This window comes from Mycolicibacter engbaekii (genome assembly GCF_002101585.1).
In the GTDB taxonomy this organism is placed as follows: Bacteria; Actinomycetota; Actinomycetes; order Mycobacteriales; family Mycobacteriaceae; genus Mycobacterium; species Mycobacterium engbaekii.
Genome location: NZ_LQOT01000018.1, coordinates 47,400 through 69,122, shown reverse-complemented (window position 1 = coordinate 69,122; position 21,723 = coordinate 47,400). Strand labels below are relative to the sequence as shown.

The 21,723-nt window shown below is 70.0% G+C and carries 9 protein-coding genes; 2 read left to right on the top strand and 7 right to left on the bottom strand.

All coding sequences use genetic code 11. The features are described from left to right. The first annotated feature begins 18 nt into the window (after positions 1-18). Positions 19-1,386 carry an FAD-binding oxidoreductase gene (locus AWC02_RS04700; protein ID WP_085127633.1) on the top strand — a complete coding sequence of 456 codons (1,368 nt, stop codon included), beginning with the start codon at positions 19-21 and terminating at the stop codon, positions 1,384-1,386. 93 nt (positions 1,387-1,479) lie between these two features. After that, the gene (locus tag AWC02_RS04695) at positions 1,480-2,985 is read left to right on the top strand and encodes an amidase family protein (RefSeq protein WP_165757845.1); all 1,506 of its coding nucleotides are present in this window, start codon (positions 1,480-1,482) and stop codon (positions 2,983-2,985) included. On the opposite strand, the gene AWC02_RS04690 is transcribed toward AWC02_RS04695, so the two are convergent. From AWC02_RS04690 to AWC02_RS04660, 7 genes are all read right to left on the bottom strand, one after another. After that, the gene (locus tag AWC02_RS04690) at positions 2,959-3,714 is read right to left on the bottom strand and encodes an energy-coupling factor transporter transmembrane component T family protein (RefSeq protein ID WP_085127659.1); all 756 of its coding nucleotides are present in this window, start codon (positions 3,712-3,714) and stop codon (positions 2,959-2,961) included. The two genes, AWC02_RS04695 and AWC02_RS04690, sit on opposite strands and share 27 nt — an antisense overlap. Before the next feature lie 14 nt (positions 3,715-3,728). Continuing rightward, positions 3,729-5,705 (bottom strand): ABC transporter ATP-binding protein, encoded by a 1,977-nt coding sequence (locus tag AWC02_RS04685; RefSeq protein ID WP_085127631.1) that lies wholly within the window; start codon positions 5,703-5,705, stop codon positions 3,729-3,731. Positions 5,706-6,039: 334 nt separating this feature from the next. After that, entirely contained in the window at positions 6,040-7,032 is a 993-nt protein-coding gene (locus AWC02_RS04680; RefSeq protein ID WP_085127630.1) for an NAD-dependent epimerase/dehydratase family protein, read from the bottom strand. Positions 7,033-7,036: 4 nt separating this feature from the next. Then, positions 7,037-12,466 (bottom strand): non-ribosomal peptide synthetase, encoded by a 5,430-nt coding sequence (locus AWC02_RS04675; protein ID WP_085127629.1) that lies wholly within the window; start codon positions 12,464-12,466, stop codon positions 7,037-7,039. Further along, the gene (locus AWC02_RS04670) at positions 12,463-19,602 is read right to left on the bottom strand and encodes a type I polyketide synthase (protein ID WP_085127628.1); all 7,140 of its coding nucleotides are present in this window, start codon (positions 19,600-19,602) and stop codon (positions 12,463-12,465) included. The genes AWC02_RS04675 and AWC02_RS04670 overlap by 4 nt, the downstream gene beginning before the upstream one ends. A gap of 173 nt (positions 19,603-19,775) precedes the next feature. Beyond that, the gene (locus tag AWC02_RS04665; RefSeq protein ID WP_046317457.1) at positions 19,776-20,459 is read right to left on the bottom strand and encodes a response regulator transcription factor; all 684 of its coding nucleotides are present in this window, start codon (positions 20,457-20,459) and stop codon (positions 19,776-19,778) included. A gap of 64 nt (positions 20,460-20,523) precedes the next feature. Beyond that, positions 20,524-21,693, bottom strand: coding sequence for a sensor histidine kinase (locus tag AWC02_RS04660; protein ID WP_085127658.1), 1,170 nt, complete (start codon positions 21,691-21,693; stop codon positions 20,524-20,526). Positions 21,694-21,723: the final 30 nt, after the last annotated feature.

Genomic DNA, 21,723 nt, shown 5'->3' with positions numbered 1-21,723 from the left:
TGACCAGTTAAGGATGCAATGACAGTCACCACCCCCACCATCCCCGGCTTCGCCGGCGACGCCGTCTACCCCGGTGACGCCCGCTATGACGAGGTGCGCCAGGTCTTCAACGGGCTGATCGACAAGCGGCCGCAGGTGGTGCTGCAGTGCCGCACCCAGGACGACATCGTCGCCGCGGTCCGCTACGCCGTGGCCTCCGGCGCCGAGATCGCGGTGCGAAGCGGTGGTCACAGCGTCGCCGGCCACTCGGCCACCGACGGCGGCATCGTCATCGACCTGACGCTGATGCGCGGGGTGCGGGTGGACCCCGAGGCGCGGATCGCCTACGTCGACGCCGGCGCCACCTGGGGCGACGTCGACCCGGTGACCAGCCGGCACGGGCTGGCCTGCCCGGGCGGGGTGGTCTCGACCACGGGCGTCGGCGGGTTCTCGCTCGGCGGCGGGATCGGGTGGCTCTCACGTGCCCACGGCATGACCTGCGACAACCTGATCGGCGCCACCCTGGTGCTGCCGTCGGGCGAGGTGCTCTCGGTCAGCGAGACCGAGAACGCCGACGTGCTGTGGGGTCTGCGCGGCGGGGGCGGGAACTTCGGTGTGGTCGCGCAGTTCGTGCTGCGGTTGCACCCGGTGAATGGCGTGACCGCCGGCGTGCAGTCCTACCCCGACACCGACGCGGAGGCGGCCCTCAAGCACTTCCGCGCCCAGATGGACAACGCCGGCGATCACCTGGCGTCGATTCTGGACTTCTCGACCGACCTGACCACGGGCCAGTCACTGGTCAATGTTCTGGGCTGCTCGACACGGACCGACGCGGTCGGCAGCGACGACCTGAGCGCGCTGCTCAATGTCCGCGGCGTGGCGGCCAAACCGGTGCTGGCAGTGCAACACAAGCTGGACTACTCGACCTGGCAACAGGCCCTGGACTACACCGCGCCGTACGGCTGGCTGAACTACTGGAAGTCGCTGTTCGTCACCGAGCTCACCGACGAGGCGATCCGGCGCATCGCCCTGCTGGGGCGGTCGCGTCCCTCGGCGCAGACCCGGCTGCACCTGATTCGGCTCGGCGGGTACGCCAGCCGGGTTCCGCCGGAGTCGACGGCCGTGGTCGCCCGCGAGCACCCCTACATCATTCACCTGATGGCGACCTGGACCGATCCCGCCGACAGCGCACGGTGCACGGCGTGGGCCGGACAGGCCTTCGAGATCCTGCGTCCGCTGGGTCCGGCGAGCGCCTACCTGAACTTCGTCGGTGACGAGGGGCAGGACCGCATCCGCGCCACGTTCGGCGATGCCGGCTACCGGCGCCTGGCCGAACTCAAGGCGCGGCTGGACCCGGACAACCGGTTCACCCTCAACCACAACATCGAGCCCGCTACGGGGAGTTAACCCTCAGCGTTTCTTTCGTGTGTCGCCAACACCGACGCACGGTTGAGCCCCCGCGTTCTGGGTATTGTTGTCCGCGGGGGAAAGGACGCCATGATGTCTGCCGCGCACGATGAGGAGTTGGTCTTCGCGGGCGTCGCGCGTTTGGCGCAGTTGGTGCGTGCGCGCGAGGTCTCGCCGCGTGAGTTGGTGGCGCTGTATCTGGACCGGATCGCCCGCCTGGACCCGGTTTTGAACGTGTTCCGCACCGTGTTGGGCGACCGGGCGATGGCCGAAGCCGTACGCGTGGAGCAGCGACTGGCTGCCGGGGAAGCGCTGCCGCTGGCCGGCGTACCGATCGCGATCAAAGACGACACCGATGTGGCGGGCGTTTCGTCAATGTGCGGCACCGGGATTGACGTCGGCCCCGCCAGCACCGACAGCGCCGCGGTGCGCCGGCTGCGTTCTGCCGGCGCGGTGATCATCGGCAAGACCCACCTGTCGGAGTTCGGCGCCTACCCGGTGAGCGAATCGGCGACCTGGGGCGTGACCCGCAACCCGTGGGATCTCTACCGCACCCCGGGCGGCTCCAGCGGTGGTTCGGCGGCCGCGGTCGCCGCGGGGATGGTGCCCGGCGCCACCGGCAGTGACAGTGGCGGCTCGGTTCGCATTCCGGCCGCGTGCTGCGGGCTGGTCGGGCTGAAGGGCCAGCGCGGCCGCATCAGCACCAAGGAGTCGCCGGAACGGGCCTACCGGTTCCACGGCCTCAACCACATCGGGCCGCTGGCTCGTAGCGTCATCGACGCGGCGTTGTTGCACGACGCGATGACCGGTCCCGAACCCGACGACGAGATCGCTTCGCCGCCGCCGGCACCCCCGCTGACCGAGGCGCTGCTGGCGCCGCCGCGCCGCTTGCGGATCGCGATGTCGTTCAAGCCGGTGGTCCCGGTGGCGGTCAGTGACGAGGTTCGCCGCCCGGTTCTGGCGACCGCGGAGTTGTTGCGGTCGCTGGGCCATGAGGTCATCGAGCGCGATCCCGTCTATCCGGTGACCGGTATCGCCGCGGTGCTTGCGCTGTTCATGAACGGCTTCGCCCACGAAGTCGAGCGACTACCGAAAACCGAACTGCTGGAACGCCGTATGCAGGCCGAGGCCCGAACCAGCAGGCTGGTTCCGGATTGGCTGGCCCGCTGGGCCGTCTCGGCCGAACCCCGGATCACCGCCCGCTCGCAGCGCCCGATCGCCGACTTCGACCTTCTGATGACCCCGGTGCTGGCGATTCCGCCGGTGCGGGTGGGCTATTTCGAGGGCCTCGGACCGACCCGCGCCATGCTGCGGATGCTCAAGTTCATCCCGTTCACCTTTCCCCAGTGCTACAGCGGTCAGCCCGCCATGTCGGTACCGACCGGGATCTCTGCCGACGGCCTGCCTGAAGCGGTGCACCTGGTGGCGCGGGCCAACGACGAAGCCACTCTGGTTTCGCTGGCCGCGGAGATCGAGTCGGTTGCGCCCTGGGCGCAGCGTCGCCCGCCCACCGAATCGCTGCTGTCGCAGGCCGGGCTCTACGACGGTATGCCGTCGGCGGCAGCGGTGCGCTCAGCCGAGCAGCACAGCGAGCGCTAGCGTTCCGGCCAGCGCCGCCACCGCGAGCGCATCCCGCCAGCCGGGTGTCTGCGGCTGGGCCGCGATGCGGCCGACGCCGCCGCGCGCGGTGATGGCCTCCCCCATCTCGGTTGCGCGGCGCAGCGAGACGACCATGGCCGCTGTGGACAGGTTGACCAGTTCGGCGCGCCGGGACAGCTTCTGCGGTTGCGGCGGCTGCAGTCGGCGCGCTGCCGAGAGCAGCCGGAATTCATCGGCCAGCATCGGAAACATCCGGAAGGCCAGCGATGCGGTGACCGCCAAGTCCTCGACGGGCAGCCGCAGGATGCGCAGCGGCCGGAAGATCAGCGCGACCGCCGGGGCGATGTCGGCCACATGCGTCGTCCATGAGGTCACCGCGCCGAGGCTGAGCAAGGCCACCCCCAGAGCCGTGATGCGCATGAAGTCCAGGAACCCGCCCACGCCGACGGCGTGGGACCCGAGCGTGATCTGCGGGCCGCCGCCATTGGCGATCGTCAGCAGGCTGCCCACGGCGAGGATGGCCCATATGCCGCGCGGTATCGACGGGATGCAGCGCGGCGAGATGCCGGCCAGGGCGGCGGTGATTACGACGAGAAGCACCACCAAACCGATGACCGGCCATGTCGGCTTGATCGTCAGAACTGCCGATATCGCCAGTACGGCAATAAGTTTCGTACCGGCCCACAGGGCATGGATCGGCGACGTCCCGGGTACGGGGCGCATCAGCATCAGCGGCCGGCGGCTCACGGCTGCTCCGTTCGGGCGCTCGCCGGGGTTGCCGGTTCCAGACACAGGGTGCGGGGACACAGTCGCGCCATGCTGTCGGTGTCGTGCGAGATCACCACGATGGCCTGACCTTGGTTGCGGATCCCGACGAGCAGGTCGATGAGATCGGACTGGGCGTCGACGTCCAGACCGGCCAGGGGTTCGTCGAGGATGAGCAGGCGCGGGGAACGGGCCAGCAGTCCGGCCAGCACAAGCCGGCGCAACTGTCCTCCGCTGAGCCGATCGATCAGCACGTCGGCCAGCGCGGCATCTAGGCCGACCGAGGCCAGTGCGCGGTGGATGCGCTCGGTGTCGGTGACCGCCCACCCCGCCAGCGCGGCCACCGCCGCACCGGCATGTCCGCGCAGCAGTTGCAGCCGGGCGGCCTGAAAACACAATGCGACCGCACCCACCTGTTCGGCGGCAGGACGTCCGTCGAGCAGGCAGCGGCCCGACGACGGTTCCAGCAGCCCCGCCATGATCCAGGCCAACGTGGACTTGCCCGAGCCGTTGGCGCCGTGGAGCAGGACGCCATCGCCGGCGTCCACCCGGAACGAGACGTTGCGCAGGACGGGCGTGGACCACGGCGTGCCTGCGGCGTAGTCGAAGGACACATCGCGGACGTCGAGAATCGTCTCCCGGCCCGGTTCTGGGGCCGGGCCGGGTTGCGGCTCGATGCGGGCGGCTTGGCGCTTGCCGTTGCCGATGGCGACCACCTTGTCGGCGGCGCCGGCTTCGGCTGGGTAATGGGTGATGTGCACCAGCCCCAGACGGTGGTGAGCGGTCAGACCGTCGAGGACACTCAGCAACCGCTGCCGCCCGGCTTGGTCGACCATGGTCGTCACCTCGTCGGCGATCAGCAGCGCCGGCTCGCGGGCGAGCGCCGAGGCCACCGCGAGCCGCTGCAGCTCCCCGCCCGACAGCCCGGTGGTGTCGCGAGCGCCCATGCCGCCCAGGCCCACTTCCTCGAGCAGGCTCTCGACGTCGATGTCCCGGTCGGCTGCCAGGCCCCACACGACATCGTCGCGGACCCGCATGCCCAACACCTGACTCTCCGGGTGCTGGAAGACCAGCGCGGTGCCGCCGGGGCGGCCGAGGCCGACGCCGCCGGGTCGTTCGACGGTCCCGGTGGTCGGCGGCAGGCCTGCCAGGATGCGCATCAGGGTGGATTTCCCCGAGCCGTTGGCACCGGTGACCGCGACATGGGCGCCGACATCGACGCGCATGCTGATCGGGGCCAGGGCATCGTGTTCGGCGCCCGGGTACCGGTAGCCGACATCGGTCAAGACGACCGGCAGCGGGCCGGGGACGCCGTCGTCGGGGGCAAAGGGCAGCAGGTTCGCCGGCGAGAGGTCGGTGACCGCCTCGAGTCGTTGCAGGACGGGGGCGAGCACCCGCCAGCCGAAGGACGTGCCGAAGATGACGATGAACCAGACCGAGATCCCGAGGAACACGACCCAGTGCGCCCGCCACGCCGGCATGGCGGAATCCAGACTCGCCGCGGCCCCGCCGAGCACGGGGACGTTGTGCAGCAGCGCCGCAAGCCCACCGGCGTTGGCGGCCAAGGTGTTCAAGAGCACCTCACGCATCTGGGCCATTGCCGCGAAGAACCCCAAGGTGATTCCGGACATCGCGACGCCCCACACGGCTGCGACGGCCAACAGCGTCGGCACACCGCGGCCGTAGCGCCTGACCCGACCGGTGATCACGCCCATGTAGGCCGCGGTCCCCGCCGCCACCATGGCCCCGAAACCGGCGATCATGAAACTGATCAGACAACTGACGGCAAACGCCGCACCTGCGGCGCGCAGACGGTGCCGGTAGCTCAGCACTCCCATGGGCACCGCACCCATCCACGCCAACACCACCGCGCCCGGCAGGACGATCGAGACGATCGCGATGCCGGCCATCAGTGCTGCGGTCATGGCGGCCTGAGCCAGCTCCGCCGGCACCATGCCCGGGGGCGGCCTCCTCCCGGTGTGCCCGCCGTCCGCCTCCGCCACCGCCTGGGCCTGGGTCCGCAGGTCGCTCACCGCGAACTGTCCCGTGGGGCGCTGCGGGCATGGAGGCAAACAGATCTACCGTTTACGCCCGGCCCGCCGCACCAATGGGCGGCGGGTCCCAAAAATGCCGTCACACCGGCCTTTCCCCGACATTCGACCAGAGCGGGAATGCCAGGTTCCGGCCCGAATTCACAGTCGGAGTTAAGTTAATACAGACTCCGCACGCGGCGCAATACCCGGCGGCCGGCGCGGATGCCCGAATGCCGGAGGTGCTGCGCGCCGCGGATCAGGGCGCGAGATAGCCGTTGTCGCGGTACCACTCGTAGCCGGCACGCAGCGCGGTCGTGAACGGCGTGAACGGCACGCCCAGCTCCGCACGGGATTTGGTGGCATCGGCGTAGATCTCCGCGGTGGACAGGCGCATCTGGCGGGCATCGATCGGCAACCGCGGGCCCACGACCGTCCGGGCGACGCTGACCCCCGCGGCTGCCACCGGAAGCAACCAGCGCGGCAGCACCACCGACGGCGGGCGCCGGCCAAAGAGTTCGTTGGCGGCGCCGAAAACCTCACGGAACAGCAGGTTCTCCCCGCCGAGGATGTACCGTTGGCCGATCTGGCCGCGCTCCGCGGCCGCGATATGCCCGGCCACCACGTCATCGACCGAGACGAAGTTGGTGCCGCCGGGAGCGGCGAACCACAACCGGCCCTGCTGGGCCTGGACGAGCATCGCGCTGGCGATCCGGTGGACGTCGCGGGGACCGATCACCACCGACGGATTGACGATCACCGCGGGCAGACCGGCGGCGACGGCCTTGCCCAGTTCGGCCTCGGCCAGATGCTTGCTGTGCCCGTAGGGGAACTGCCGCGGGCGGATATTGAACTCGTCGGACTCGACCAGCTGACGACCGCGCTCCGGGACGCCCAGCGCGGCAAGAGAACTGGTGAAGACAAATCGCTTCACCCCGGCCCGCGCAGCGGCTGCCGCCATGTCGCGGGTGCCATCGACATTGGTGCGGTAGAGCCGGGTCTGGGTTCGGTAGCGCCAGTAGTCCGAGATGGCGGCGGTGTGGAACACCCAGTCGCAGTCGGCCATCGCCTCGGTCAGGGCGTCGACACCGTCGTTGACGTCACCGACCCGGGTTTCGCAGTCCAAGCCCGCCAGGGCGGCCATCGGCGAACTCGAGCGCCGCAGCACCCGCACCTCGATGCCGCGCCGCAGCAGCGCGGCTACCAGGTTCGAGCCGACGAAACCGGTTCCCCCGGTGACGAATGCGCGCATCGGATCAGAACCGGTAGGTCGTGCAACCGACCTCGACGCCGGAGCCGACCGCCATGATCAGCGCCACGTCGCCGGGCTTGACCAGCCCGCGCTGCCGGGCCTCGGAGATCTGGTAGGGCAGTGTCGAGGTGAACGGGTCGCTGGTCTGACCGTGCGCCTGCAGATCGAGGAACCGCGACCTGTCCACACCGATGTGCGCGGCCAGCTCATCGAGTGCAGCGCCGGGCAGATAGGGCGGGAGCACCAGCGCGATGTCCGCGGGCTCCAGACCCTCCAGCATCAACAGTTCCTTGACCGTGCCCGGCAGGCAGCTCACGTAGATGGCGGCCAGGTTCGGGTCGCGGTCCACCCGCAGCCAGGTCCGGCCCTCGCGTTCCTGGGTATAGGTGACCAGTGCGGCCCGGTGTTCCGGGTGGTGGCCGAAGACGAACCGACCGAAGCCCTCCGGGCCGGGGCTGGGGCTGAGCATGATCGCCGAACCGGTCTCGGCGATGCCGTTGCGCGCGTAGCCGCTGTCCGGCGTGTTGTTCTCCACTTCGGAGGCCAGCACCATGGCGTGTGCAGTCCGGCCGGCGCCGATCATGCCGGCCGCGATGTGGCAGCCGTTGAGGAAGCCGACCGCCCCGTTGAGGACGTCGAACGCGAAGGTCTTCGCCGCGTCCGCGGACTCCGGTTCGGCGTTGATCCCGACTTCGCCGGCGACCAGGGTGGCGACCGCCGGCTCGCTGAGGAAGTCATCCCGGTAGATGCCGGCGTGAATCACCAGGCCGACGTCGGTCCGCTCGACGCCACTGTCGTGCAGGCAGGCGCGGGCCGCGTCGACGGCGAATTGGATGGAGCTGGGCGTCGCAGCCGCCGGGGCGGTGCCGATGCCCTCGATGCGCACCCGCGGCGTCGCCGGAAGCTCCCGGCGGCCACCGGCGGAACGGCCCGGCCGCGGACTCTGACCGGACTGGCCGGTGCCGGCGCGGCGCATCCGATCGGGCAGGTCGTCAAAGGTGTAGAGCCCGCTGCCGATGGTCTGGCCCGAGCCGGTTATGGACAGCACCACATTGTCGCCGGAGTTGAGCCGACCCGCGTTGATGTAGTCATACAGCGCAACGAAATGCGTTGTGGTGGCTGTATTTCCCCGCTCAGCGAGGTTGCAGATGGTGTTGGCCCGGGTTGCCGCACCGGCGCCGAACACCCGATTGATGGTCAGGATGGCGTCGTTGATGGACGCCTCGGACGTCTGATGCATCAGCAGCTGATCGGCGGTCTCGGGACGCCATCCGTGCCGCTGCATCACCGCCGCCACATAGGGCACCGAGTGCTTCACCGCGATCGCGGTCTGGGTGACGGAGTCGGTGACCATGATGGCACCGCCGTGCGGGCCGTCGGTGGCCTTGGCAATGCACAATTTGGCGAACTCGCTGTAGGTGGCCAGGTCCAGCTCATGGAAACCGACCCGGTCGTTGGGCCCGAGTTCGAGCACCACCGCCGCACCGGCGTCACCCACCGTCAGGCAGGCCAGCCGCGGGTCCATCGCCCCTTCGATCTCCTGCTGTGCGGTTTCGGTGATGTGGCTGATGTATTCGCCGCTGACGATCAGGGCGTTGCGCACCAGGCCGGTCTTGAGAAAGTCCTGGGCCACGCTGACGCCGGTGAACATGCCCGCGCAGGCGTTGTTGATGTCGAAGCAGACGGCGTTGGACAGCCCCAGTTGGTCGCGCAGCTGCGAAGCGGTGCTCGGCTCGAAGGTGAACATGTGCTCCGGGCCGTCGCAACGCGAGATGTTGCAGGCGATCACCAGGTCGATCTCTTCGGGGGCGTAGCTCGATCGGGACAGGCAGTCCGCGACCGCCTTGCGGCCCAAGTCGATCGAGAATTCATCTTGGCCGGCCATCCGCCGGCTCTTGATTCCGGTGAGCCGCTCCAACGGGATCTTCACCTCGTTGACGCAGTCCGCGAGTACCTGTTCGGTCGAGACCGCCCGCGGCGGCAGATACACACCGAGACTTTCGATCACCACGTTGCGTCCCGGAACGCTGCGCGCCGGCACCGGTGCCTGCTGGGGCGCCGATACGGCGACTGCGGGTTCGGGCCTGGGCGCGGCGACGGCACCGGCCATGGCCGCCGCCGGTTCCGGGGCCGGTTCCGGGTCCTGCTCAGGTGCCGGCGGGTTCGTGCCCGCGCCACCGATCGGGCCGAATGCCTCGGCCAGCTCGGCAATGGTGCCGTAGACGAACAACGACTCGGGTCGCAGTTCCAGCCCCAGCTCCCCTACCCGGACCGCGACCTCCAGCGCCTGGGTGGAGGCGCCCCCGAGGGCGAAGAAGTCGTCGGTGACACCGACCCGGTCCACGTCGAGCACCTCGCGCCAGATCGCGGCCAGGGCCTCTTCGGTCTGGTCGCGTGGGGCGACGAATTCTGCGGGCGCCGCGTCGAGGTCTTTGTCGCGCGCGAGCAGCGCCCGGCGGTCCACCTTGCCGCTGGCCGACAACGGCAGCAGGTCGGTGGTGCGGAAGACGGCGGGAACCATCGCCGCCGGAACCAGTTCCAGCAGGAAGCGACGCAGCTCGGCGGTGGCGGGGGCAGCCGCGACCGGCACGATGTATGCGACCAGCTGGTGGTTGCCGGCCATGTCTTTGCGGGCCACCACAGCGTTTTCGGCGATCCCCGGGTGGCGCGCCAGTGCGGCCTCCACCTCGCCGAGCTCGATCCGGAAGCCGTTGATCTTGACCTGATCGTCACGCCGGCCCAGGTACTCGATGTTGCCGTCGCGCCGATAGCGGGCCAGGTCGCCGGTGCGGTAGAGCAGCGGCGGCGGACTGCCCTCGGCGGGCGCAGCGCCGAACGGGTCGGCGCGAAACGCCGCTGCAGTGGCCTCGGGCCTGTTCAGGTAACCGCGGGCGACGCCCACGCCGCCGATGTGCAGTTCACCGGGCACCCCGACCGGAACCGGGTTTCCCGCCGCGTCCAACAGATGGATCGCGATGTTGGCGATGGGCCGCCCGATCGGAATGACAGGATCGGAATCTCCACGAACACAATGGAAGTGGGTGACGTCGATGGCGGCCTCGGTTGGGCCGTAAAGGTTGTACAGCTCGGCGGGCAGTGCGGCGAAGAACGCATCGCGCAGATCCGCGGTGAGCGCCTCGCCGCTGCAGAACACCCTGCGCAGGCCGCTACAGGCGGCCGATTCCGGCTCGGCGAGAAAGCGGCGCAGCATCGACGGCACGAAATGCATGGTGGTGACGCGCTGCTCGACGATGGTGCGGGCCAGGTACGCGGCGTCCTTGTGACCTTCTGGTTTGGCGACCACCACACGGGCGCCGACAGTCAACGGCCAGAAGATCTCCCAGACGAACGGGTCGAAGTTGATCGGGGTCTTGTGCAGCACCCGGTCGTGTTCGGTCAACGCGTAGGCGTCCTGCATCCACAGCAGTCGGTTGCGAATGCCGGCGTGGGTGTTCAGCGCCCCCTTCGGCGCTCCGGTGGAACCGGACGTGTACATCAGGTAGGCCAGGTCCACCGACGTGGTGCGCGTCTCGGGCGCGGCCGCCTCTTCGGCGGGCGCCGTGGACGGCTGGTCCAGGCACAGCCGCGCTCCGGTGAAAGTCGTGGGGACATGCGCCAAATGCGCACGGTGCGTCACACATACCGGAGCATCCGGAATGTCGGAGAGCATCGCTTCCATCCGGCCGGTGGGCTGGGCGGGATCCAACGGCAGGAAGACGCCACCGGCCTTGAGCACCCCGAGCAGGGCGATCACCAGGTCCTCGGAGCGCTCCAGCAGGACCGGAACCACGGCCGGTTCCGGCCCGGTTCCGATCCCGAACTGCCGCAACCGATGTGCCAGGCCGTTGGCCCGCCGATCCAATTCGCGGTAGCTCAGGTCGCGGCCGTCGTAGCTGACCGCTACGGCATCGGGCGTGCGCGCGGCGACCGCAGCGACCATCTCGTGCAGGCACGGCGGGGCCGACGGGTAGTCGACCGCGGTGTCGTTCCAGGCCCGCAGGGTGGCACGCTCGGCATCGGTGAGCAGCGACAGCTGCGACAGGGGCGCCTCAGCCGCCCCCGGCTCGACCAGGCCGGACAGCAGCAGCGAGAAGTGCTGTCCCATCGCGTCGATGGTCGAGGCGTCGAACAGGTCGGTGTTGTATTGCAGCGCCACCTGCAGCTGGTCGTCCTGCTCTCCGACCTGCATGGTGATGTCGAACGGCGAGCCACCCTGACCGATGTAGAGGGTTTCCAGCTGAAGGGCCTCGGCAGAGCTCTCGTCGAACAGCCGGACCTGCTGCCAGGCGAACGACACCTGGAACAACGGCGTGCGTGCGGCGTCGCGCACCGGCCGCAGCCGTTCGACGAGCAGCGGCAGCGGGTACTCCTGGTGGCCGATCGCGCCGAGCACGGTGTCCTTGACCTGACCGAGCAGCGCGGAAAAGCTTGGGTCGTCGCTTAAGTCGACGCGCAGCGGCAGCGGGTTGGTCACGTAGCCGACCATGCCCATCAGACCGGCCCGGTCGCGGCAGGCGAACGGCGACCCGATCACCAGGTCGTCCTGGCCGCTGTAGCGCTGCAGCAGCACCGCATAGGCGGCCAGCAACGCCATGTAGGGCGTCACTCCGGCAGTCCGCGCCAACTGCTTGACGCCGGCGGTGACCGCGGCGTCGATGCCGAATCGGTGCAGCGCGCCGTCATAGGTCTGCACCGCCGGTCGGGGCCGGTCAGTGCTCAGCGCCAAGGTCGGCAGGTCGCCGGCGAGCGTCTCGCGCCAGTACTCCCACAGCCGCTCGCCCTCGGGCCCGGCCAGCATCCGGGCCTGCTGCGCGGCGTAGTCGACGTAGCGGTCCGCGGGTGGCCCCGGCGGAGTCGAGGACGGTGCGCCCTGTTCGGCGGCGTAGAGCGCACGCAGCTCGTCGAGGATCACGTCGATGGACCAGAAGTCGACGGCGATGTGGTGCACGGTCAGCAGCAACACGTGGTCGTCCGGCCGCTGCAGCACCGTCAGTCGCAGCACCGGGCCGGTACGCAGATCGAACGGCCGATTGATCTCGGTCTGGACCCACCGGTCGAGTTCACTCGGGTCCGAACCGGTCTGGTGGACGGCGATTCGCAGGGGCCAGCGCGGGTGCACCAGGGCAACCGGGTGGCCGTCGCGCTCGGTGTAGGTGGTCCGCAGCATCGGGTGCCGGTCCACCAGTGCCTGCGCGGCGCGCTGCAGGGCCGCCATGTCCAACTCGCCGTGCACACGTCCGGCGTAGGCCACCGTGTATGCCGCGCTGTCCGGCGCCAGGCGGTGCATGAACCACATCGAGCGCTGCCCGTAGGACAGCTCGTGCTCGGACGCCGCGTCCTTGGCCTTGGCCAACAACAGCTGGGCCAGCAGCTCACGCTTTTTCTCCGGGGAGAGGCCGGCGAGATCGGCGGGCACGTCCGGATGGTCCGTCACGCGCTACCTCCGTCTTTGACCTGTTCGGCTTGCTCGTCTTCGGCCATCATCTTGGCCAGCAACGCATCCACCGCTTCGTCGGACAGCTCGGTGACCTGCGCCAGCAGCTCCATCTCCGGCGAGGCCCCCGCGGCGGTGTCCGGCGCCTCGGCGGCCTCGGCGGCCACCGCCGGGACCGGCGCCGCGGCCAGCTGCTCGGCGAGCCAACTGGACAGGCTGACCACGCTCGGTCCGTCCAACAGCCGGGCAACCGGAACGACGATACCCAGCTCCCGCTCCACTTGGATGCGCAATTCCAGCGTGATCAGCGAATCCACCCCCAGACTGTTCAACGGGGCGCTCACGTCCAGTCCTGTCGGGGCCAGACCCAGCTTTCCGGCGACCAGGTCGCGCAGGTAGGTCTCCAGCAGCTGCTGGCGCTCCTGCGGAGCGGCCGCCACAACCGCCGCGAACAGACCGCTGCCGGATTCCGCACCGCCCGCCGCGCCCGCGTCCTGCAGCTCGCGCAGCAGCGGCGACCTCGCGCTGGGACGCCACCGCGCCCAGTCGATGTCGAGCACCATCGCCTGGGTGGCGCCGTCTGCCAGCAGCGCCGTCAGCGCAGCCAAATACTGCTCCGCCGGCATGCCTTCGACGCCGTAGTGGGCGAAGTGCCGGTGCAGCTCGGAGTTGGTGAACATGCCCAGCCCGGCCCACGGGCCGAAGTTGATGCTCAGCGCCGGCTGGCCGGCCGCCCGGCGCTGCCAGGCAAGCGCGTCCAGGAAGGCGTTGGCGGCGCCATAGTTGGCCGCACCGGGCGATCCCAGTACCGAGGCCGCCGAGGAGAACATCACGAAGAAATCGAGCTCCGCGCCGGCGGTGAGGGTGTGCAGGTTCCAGGCGCCCTGCACCTTGGGGGCCGTCACCGAGCGCAGCTTCGCCGCGTCCAGGCGCGCCAGAATCGCGTCGTCGACAGTTCCGGCCGCGTGCACCACACCGCGCAGCGGCGGCATCGAGTCGGCGATGACGGCCAGCGCCGCAGCAACATCCTGCGGCTTGGTGACGTCGCCCTGGGTGACCGTGACGTGCGCCCCGGCGGCGCGCAGGCCGTCCAGGGCCGCCTGCGCGGCCGGTGACGGTGCACTGCGGCCCATCAGAACCAGGTGGCGAGCACCGCGCTCGACCAGCCAGCGGGCCACCGTGCCACCGACCGCGCCGAGGCCGCCGGTGACCAGGTAGGTCGCGTCGTCACGCAGCGCGATCTCGCCGGGCTGTGCCGCCGGTGCGGTGTAGGGCTCCAGCCGGGCGACATAGCGGCGGTGACCACGCAGGGCGACATCTGTCTCGGGGTTGTCCGACCAGATCTCGCCGAGCAGGCCCCGCAGCTCTTCGGGACCGCCGTCGGCGGACAGGTCGACGCCGGTGGCCCGCAGTTCGGGGTGTTCGTGGTCGATACTGCGGCCCAGCCCCCAGACCGGTGCCTGGCCGACCGACAGCGCCCCCGTTTCGCCGTCGTCCTGCCCCGCCGGCTGCGCCCCGCGGGTCACCAGCCACAGCCGCGGCGATTCCGGCCAGCCGGTGCGCGTCAGCGCCTGGATCAGGTGGACGACGCTCAGCGTTCCGAGCGTGATCGCCGTCTGTAGCGATTCGTCGGTGGTGTCGGCCGGCGCGGCGTCCAGCACGTTCCACAGGTGCACCACCCCGCGGCACGGCGGGCGGTCACCGCCGAACGCGGCGCGCAGCAGCTCCCCGAAGTGTTCGGGCCGGGCCGGATCGATGCGGTAACTGTCGGCGGAGATCCGTTCGATCTCGGCGAGTCCGACAACCGGTTCGACCAGCACACAGGACTGCGACTGCGCCTCGAGGTAGTCCCGCAGCGTGTCGGCGACCGGGCCGTCGGACAGGATCAGCCAGCTCCCGGCCCCCTGGGGCCGGGGTTCGGCGTCGGTCGCCAACGACGCCGGCTGCCAACGCATCTGGTAACTGCGGGACCGCGGGTCTGTGGTGGCGGTGCTGACGGCCGGCGCGGGCGACGCCCCGGCGGCCAGGGTTCCGGTGGCCAGCAGCGACCACTGCGTTCCGGTGTGGTCGCAGACGTAGCACTCGAAGGTGTCTCCGGTCAGCGCGAACTGGACTGTCGGCCCCTGGCCCGGGGCACCGACGTTCAGCTCGGCGACCGAACGGTCGCCGGGACCGAAGGCGACTTCAGCCGCGGTCAGCGCCAACTCGCGCAGGCCGTCGGCCGACAGGGCGGCCGGACCGGTGATGTCCACCTCGGCCAGCACGGTTTCGGGCTGCGCCGCCGACCTGATCGGTCCGCGCCAGCCACCGCCGCCGGGCGCCCCCGCGGCGCTGTGCCGCGGCGCCGCGATCGAGCCGGCGTTGAGCCAGGAATGCACCCGCTGCCAGGGGTAGGTCGGGGCGGGCACACAGCGGCTGCCGGCGGGATAGATCTGGTCCCAGGCCACCCGCTGCCCCATGGTGTAGAGCGTGCCCAGGGAACCGAGCATGGTCGCGCGGCCCTCGTCGTCGCGGCGCATCGAGGGCAGCAGCGTGGCGCTGCGATGCAGATGCTCGGCATCCTCGCGGGCCGCCGTCAGCAGGATGGGATGCGGGCTGAGCTCGACGAAGGTGTTGTGCCCGGTTTCGAGCAGCCGCCGCAGCGCCGGGGAGAACCGGACCGGCGAGCACAGGTTCGCCACCCAGTAGTCGGCGTCCAGCAGTTTGTCGCCCACCAGTTCGCCGGTGACCGTCGAATACATCGGCACGGTCGGGGCGGTCGGCTTCAGCTTCACCAGGCTGCCGCGCAGCCCGGCGCCGAGGGCCTGCATCTGCGGGCTGTGCGAGGCGACGTCGACCTCGATCCACCGGCAGAACCGGTCGCGCTGCTGAAGTTTGGCCATCAACTGTTCGAGCACCGTGCGGTCGCCGGCGAGCACCGTCGACCGGTAACTGTTGCTCGCGGCGACGGCCACCTCGGTCTCGTGGCCGGCGATCAGATCCTGCGCCTCGGCCATGGTGGTTTCGGTGACCATCATCGCCCCGCGCCCGCGGACGCCGCGCAGCATCCGGGCCCGCGCGCAGATCACCCGTGCCGCGTCGTCCAGACTCAGCGCGCCCGCGACGTGGGCGGCCGCGGCCTCGCCGAGGCTGTGCCCCACCACAGCCGCGGGCTCGACGCCCCACGACCGCCACAGCGCCGCCAGGGCCACCTGAATCGCGAAGATGGTCGGCTGCAGAATCCCGATGTCGGAGAGCTTGCAGCGGTCCTGTGGACCGTCCTGGGCGGCCAGCTCCTTGAGGATCGAATGCCCCAGGTGCGGGAACAGCGCGTCGTCACAGGCAGCCAGCGCATCGGCGAACACCGGCTCTTGCGCCTGCAGTCGCAGCGCCATGCCGTGCCACTGCGAGCCCTGTCCGGAGAACACGAAGGTGACGCCGGGTCCGGGCCGGCTGGGCGCACAGTGCCCCACCGCCAATCCCGGGCGCGACTCACCGAGCCGGTAGGCCGACAGCGACTCGAATATCGCCGCCGGAGTGTCACCGACCACCGCGAGCCGGTAGTCGTGGTGGCCGCGCCGGGCCCCGGCGGTGTAGCACAGGTCGGTCAGGGCACTGCCGCCCAGCAGGCCGCCGGAGAACAGGGCCATCTCGTACTCGCCGACCAGCGCGGTCAGCGCTTCGGGCGAGCGCGCGGACAGGGCCAGCAGCTCGGTGCGCGGGGCCGCGCCGTCGTCGGGGTGGCTGCTGCGGGCTTGCGGGGCTTCGGTCAAGACGACGTGGGCGTTGGTGCCGCCGAACCCGAAGGAGCTGACCCCGGCCACCGCGCGGCTGGCCGCCGGCCACGGGGTCAGGGTCTGCGCCACCTCCAGCGGCAGGCTGTCGAACAGGATGTGCGGGTTGGGCTCGGTGTAGTTCAGGCTGGCCGGGATCGCGCGGTGCTGCAACGACAGCGCCACCTTGATCAGGCCGGCGATGCCGGCCGCCGCCTCCAGGTGGCCGATGTTGGTCTTGACCGAGCCGACCAGACAGCGGCTGCCCGCCGGCCGGCCTTCGGCCAGAACCGTGCCCAGGGCGTTGGCCTCGATGGCGTCACCGATCGCCGTTCCGGTGCCGTGCGCCTCGATGTACTGCGCCGCGCTGACCGGAAGACCGGCCCGGTGGAACGCCTCGGTGAGCACGTCCTCCTGCGCGCGCCCGCTGGGTGCGATCAAGCCGTTGGTCCGGCCGTCGGAATTGGTGGCACTGCCGCGGATCACCGCGTACACCGGGTCGTTGTCCTGCAGGGCCCGGCTGAGCGGTTTGAGCACGACCACCCCGGCGCCCTCGCCGCGGACATAGCCGTCGGCGTCGGCGTCGAATGTCTTGCAGCGGCCGTCGGGCGCCATCACCCGGGCCTTGCTGAAGTTGATCGCCAGCGCCGGCGACAGGATCACATTCACTCCGGCGGCCAGCGCCATGGTGCATTCGCCGTCCCGCAGGCTGCGGCACGCCAGGTCGACCGCGACCAGCGAGGACGAACAGGCGGTGTCGACCGACATGCTGGGGCCGTGGAAGTCGAACGTGTAGGACAGCCGGTTGGCGGCGATGCTCAGCGCGTTGCCGGTGCCGGTGTAGGCGTCGACGAGCTGCGGCTGTCCCAGCCGCAGGAAGCCGTAGTCGTTGGTGGCGATGCCGACGAACACGCCGGTGCGACTGCCGGCCAGCTGATCCGGTACCTGACCGGCGTCCTCCAGCGCCTCCCACGCCACCTCGAGCAGCAGTCGCTGCTGTGGGTCCATCTGCGCCGATTCGCGCGGTGAGATCCCGAAGAACTGGAAGTCGAACTGGTCGACCTGGCCCAGGAAGCCGCCGCGCCGCGTGACCGCGGTGCCCGGCACCGACGGGTCGGGGTTGTAGAAGGCGTCGGCGTCCCACCGGTCGGCCGGCACGTCGCTGGTGGCGTCGACCCCGCCGGACAGCAGCCGCCAGAAGCCCTCGGGGCCGTCGGCGCCGGGGAACCGGCAGCCGATACCCACGATGGCGATCGGCTCGTCGGGCGCCGGCCGGTCGGGGCGTTCGGCGGCGGCTCCCGCCGCCGGGGCCGCCGGGGATTGCGCCGCGATGCGTGCCAGATGCGCCGACAGCAGATCGATCGACGGGTATTCGTAGGCGATGGTGGGGACCAGCTCGCAGCCCAACCACTTCTCGAGGGCGCTGGAGAGCCGGACCGCGTGGATCGAGTCCAGGCCGTAGAAGGCGAAGGGCTTGGCGGGGTCGATCTCGGCTACCGGCAACTCGAGATCCTGGGCCAGCCGCTCGATGAGCCAGGCGCTGATCTCCGCGGCGCCCGGGGTGTCCGACGAGCTCTGCGCGGCGGGGGCCGGCTCCGCGGCGGCGGGCTGGGCCTGGGCATCGGCTGCCGACGGCCATTGGGCCACCACCGGCAGCTCGCCGTCGAGATACCGCTGCTTGCACGCGCTGCGCTGGATCTTGCCGCTGGAGGTGGTGGGCAGCTGCAACGGCTGGACCAGCACGACGGCGTGCGTGCGCACCGAGTGGTTCTCGGTGACCGCGGTGCGGATGGCCCGCATGGCCTCGTCGGCCTGATCGCCGCTGATCCGGCTCGGGTCCACCTCCTGGACCACGACCAGCTGCTCCGCGGCGCCCGGCTCCGGAGCAACCGAGAACACCGCACCCCGGCCGCGCAGCAGCCCCGGGTTGGTGTTCTGAACGGTCAGCTCGATGTCGTTGGGGTAGTGATTGGTGCCGCGGATGATGATCAGGTCTTTGCGGCGGCCGGTGACGAACAGCTCCCCGGAATGCAGGAAGCCCAGGTCACCGGTGCGCAGGAACGGTCCCTCGCCGGTGTCGGCCAGGGTTGCGCCGAAGGTCTCCGCGGACAGTTCGGGGGCGCCCCAGTAACCGTGCGCGACGCTGCCGCCCGACACCCAGATCTCGCCGACCCGGTCGGCGGCGCATTCCAGGCGGGTCTCGGGGTCGACGATGATCACCCGCTGGCCGCCGCGCGGCTTGCCGCAGCCCACCATGGTCGCCACGTTGGGGTCCTCGGGGGCGACGCCGATCACCCGGTTGTCGCCGAGGGCGACCCGGTCGATGTGCTGCACCATCGGCACCGGCAGGTCCGATCCGCCGGAGACCAGCAGGGTGCCCTCCGCCAGCCCGTAGACCGGGTAGAACGATTCCGCCCGGAAGCCGGCCGGTGCGAACAGTTCCGCGAAGCTGTCCAGGGTGGCGGTGCGCACCGGTTCCGCTCCGCAGAGCGCCACTGTCCAATGCGACAGGTCCAGCGCGGCTCGTTCTTGCGGTGTGCTCAGCTCGACACACAGGTCGAAGGCGAAGTTCGGCGCGGCGGTGATCATGGCACGGTGCCGGGAGATTGCCTCCAGCCAGCGCATCGGCCGCTTGATGAACGCCGTCGGCGGCATCAGGATCGAGTTGCCGGCCACATACAACGTCTCCAGCAAGCCCCCGATGAGGCCCATGTCGTGGTACGGCGGCAGCCAGAACACCCCGGTGGCCTGCATGTCGGTGCTGGCACCCCAGGCTTCGGCGATGGTCACCAGGTTGTGCACCAGGTTCCCGTGGGTCAGCACGACGCCCTTAGGCGCACTCGTCGACCCGGAGGTGTACTGCAGCATCGCGATGCTCTCGCCGTCGATCTGCGGCGGCACCCAGGCGGCTTCGCTGCCCGCGGCAGTGTTGTCGGTAAGCGACCAGCGCAGTGCCGGCCCACCGGGCAGACCGTCGATCGCGGGCTTGATCTTGGGTTCGATCTCGCTGGTGGTGAGCGCGAAGCCCGGCTCGACGTCGGCGATGATCGACTCCACGCGCGGCAGCAGGTGCTCGCGCATGGGCGGATGCACCGGGATCGCGATGGCCCCGGCGTAAAGGCAGCCGAAGAAGCTGGCGATGAAGTCCAGGCCCGGGGGGCACAGCACCAGAACGCGTTCCCCGGTGGCGCCGTGGGCGTGCAGGTCCACCGCGATCTGACGGGCCCGGCGGTCAAGCTCCCGGTAGGTGATCCGGCTGACCTCGTGCTCGTCGCCGTCCCGCGAGAAGGAGAAGGCCAGCTGGTCGCCGCGCTGCTGCGCGCGTTGGGTCAGCAAGTCCACCAGCGTGCGCATAGGTTGCACCGTGTCGTCCGGCCCGCTCATCGATCGCGTCTCCCGTATCCCTGACGAAGATGGGTTCTAGATGGGGCCCAAAGCTTCCGTAGCCAACCTTGATTAAGGTTACCTTAAGAAGCCGGACGTCCAGTCCCGTGATCTTCGGCGACGAGAGCCCCGCTGAGCAAGTCGGAGACCCCGCAGACGCAATAGGCGCTGGTTCAGCCCTCGAGCTTGTAACCCAGCCCGCGAACGGTCACCAGGTGCACCGGGTTGGCAGGATCGGCCTCGATCTTGGACCGAAGTCGTTTGACGTGGACATCGAGCGTCTTGGTGTCGCCCACGTAGTCGGCCCCCCAGACCCGGTCGATCAGCTGGCCGCGGGTCAGCACCCGGCCGGTGTTGCGCATCAGATATTCGAGCAGGTCGAACTCCTTAAGCGGCAAGGTGATCTGTTGGCCGTTGACCATCACCACATGCCGCTCGACGTCCATGCGCACCGGGCCGGACTCGAGCACACCCTCGCCAACACCGCTCTCGTCGTCGCCGCCGCGGCGCAGCACCGCACGGATCCGCGCGATCAGTTCGCGGGCCGAATAGGGCTTGGTCACGTAGTCGTCGGCACCCAGCTCCAGGCCCACGACCTTGTCGATCTCGCTGTCCCGGGCCGTGACCATAATCACCGGCACGCTGGAACGCGCACGCAGTTGTTTGCACACGTCGGTGCCCGACATCCCCGGAAGCATGAGATCCAGCAGCACGATGTCGGCGCCGATCCGCTCGAATTCGGCCAGGGCCGCGGCCCCGTCGCCCACCACGGTTGCCTCAAAACCCTCTTTACGCAGCAGGAATGCCAGCGGATCGGCCAGTGATTCCTCGTCTTCGACGATCAAGACGTGTGTCATCGGCAGTGCTCCTGTTCATCGCTGCGCTCGAGGCGGTCGACAGCGGGTGTCATGACTACTCCTTCTACTCGTGGTCCACACTGCCCTGGTATTCGGGAATCGCCAAGGTGAACGTCGATCCGGTGCCCGGCTGGCTCCACAGCGTGATGGTGCCGTTGTGGTTGGCCGCGACATGTTTGACGATCGCCAGCCCCAGTCCGCTGCCGCCGGTGGCCCGCGAGCGCGCCTTGTCGCTGCGGAAGAACCGTTCGAACACCCGAAGCTGATCCTTGGGCGCAATGCCGATGCCCCGGTCGGTCACGGCGATCTCGATGAAGCCGTCCCGGCGGCGCCGGCTGATCGAGACCGGGGAACCGTGCGGTGAGTAGGCGATCGCGTTGGAGACCAGGTTGGCCAGCGCGGTGACCAGCAGCGGTTCGTCGCCGAGCACCCGAAAACCGCTCGGGGCGTCGGTGGTGATCGTGATCTCGGCGTTGTCGGCGGCCACCTTGTGCCGGGAGATCGCCTCGTTGACCACCGCGTCGACATCGACGACGCCCAAATTCGGCAACGGGTCGGCGCCCTGGAGCCGGGACAGCTCGATCAGCTCACCGATCATGCTGGCCAGCCGGTTCGCCTCCATCAGCACCCGCTCCGCGAACGGCCGAACCGCCTCGGGGTCATCGGCCGAGGCCAGCAACGCCTCGGCGAGCAGACCCATCGCTCCCACCGGGGTCTTGAGTTCGTGGCTGACATTGGCCACGAAGTCGCGGCGGCTGGCTTCCATCCGGGCCTGCTCGGACTGGTCGTCGACGATCACCACCGCGAACCGGCGGTCCTCCTGCGAGAGCAGCCGCGCGTAACCGCGCACCGCCGACAGGTCCGCCCGCGTGGCACCGGGAGCCCGTTTTGCCACCGACAGGTCGAAGACGACCTCTTCCTCCCCGGCCAGTGCACGTTGGGCCGCGGCCCAGGCCTCGTCGTCGAGCAGCCTGCCGTGCACCACACCGAGCTGGGTGGCGCGCTCGTTGAGGTAGACCACGTCACGGTGGGAGTCGACCACCGCAATCCCCAGCGAGGCATGCGAGACGATCTGCTGCAACATCTCCGCGACGGTGATCCCGGACCGCTCGGTGGCGGCCCGGCGGCGCCGCTCGGCCAGCCGCGGCGTGAGCCATACGCCGGCGGCCACCCCCGCAACGAGCGCAGGAATCGCCGACGCTGCAGCGAGTGTCAGCGCTGAGGTCGCAGCCACGGCCAAATCGTACGCAGTCTGCAACCCTCA

Bases quoted from the DNA above. Each gene is read 5' to 3' on its own strand.
- AWC02_RS04685 (WP_085127631.1), bottom strand. From the start codon at position 5,705: ATGGTGCCGGCGGAGCTGGCTCAGGCCGCCATGACCGCAGCACTGATG.
- AWC02_RS04700 (WP_085127633.1), top strand. From the start codon at position 19: ATGACAGTCACCACCCCCACCATCCCCGGCTTCGCCGGCGACGCCGTC.
- AWC02_RS04695 (WP_165757845.1), top strand. From the start codon at position 1,480: ATGTCTGCCGCGCACGATGAGGAGTTGGTCTTCGCGGGCGTCGCGCGT.
- AWC02_RS04670 (WP_085127628.1), bottom strand. From the start codon at position 19,602: ATGAGCGGGCCGGACGACACGGTGCAACCTATGCGCACGCTGGTGGAC.
- AWC02_RS04680 (WP_085127630.1), bottom strand. From the start codon at position 7,032: ATGCGCGCATTCGTCACCGGGGGAACCGGTTTCGTCGGCTCGAACCTG.
- AWC02_RS04665 (WP_046317457.1), bottom strand. From the start codon at position 20,459: ATGACACACGTCTTGATCGTCGAAGACGAGGAATCACTGGCCGATCCG.
- AWC02_RS04690 (WP_085127659.1), bottom strand. From the start codon at position 3,714: ATGCTGATGCGCCCCGTACCCGGGACGTCGCCGATCCATGCCCTGTGG.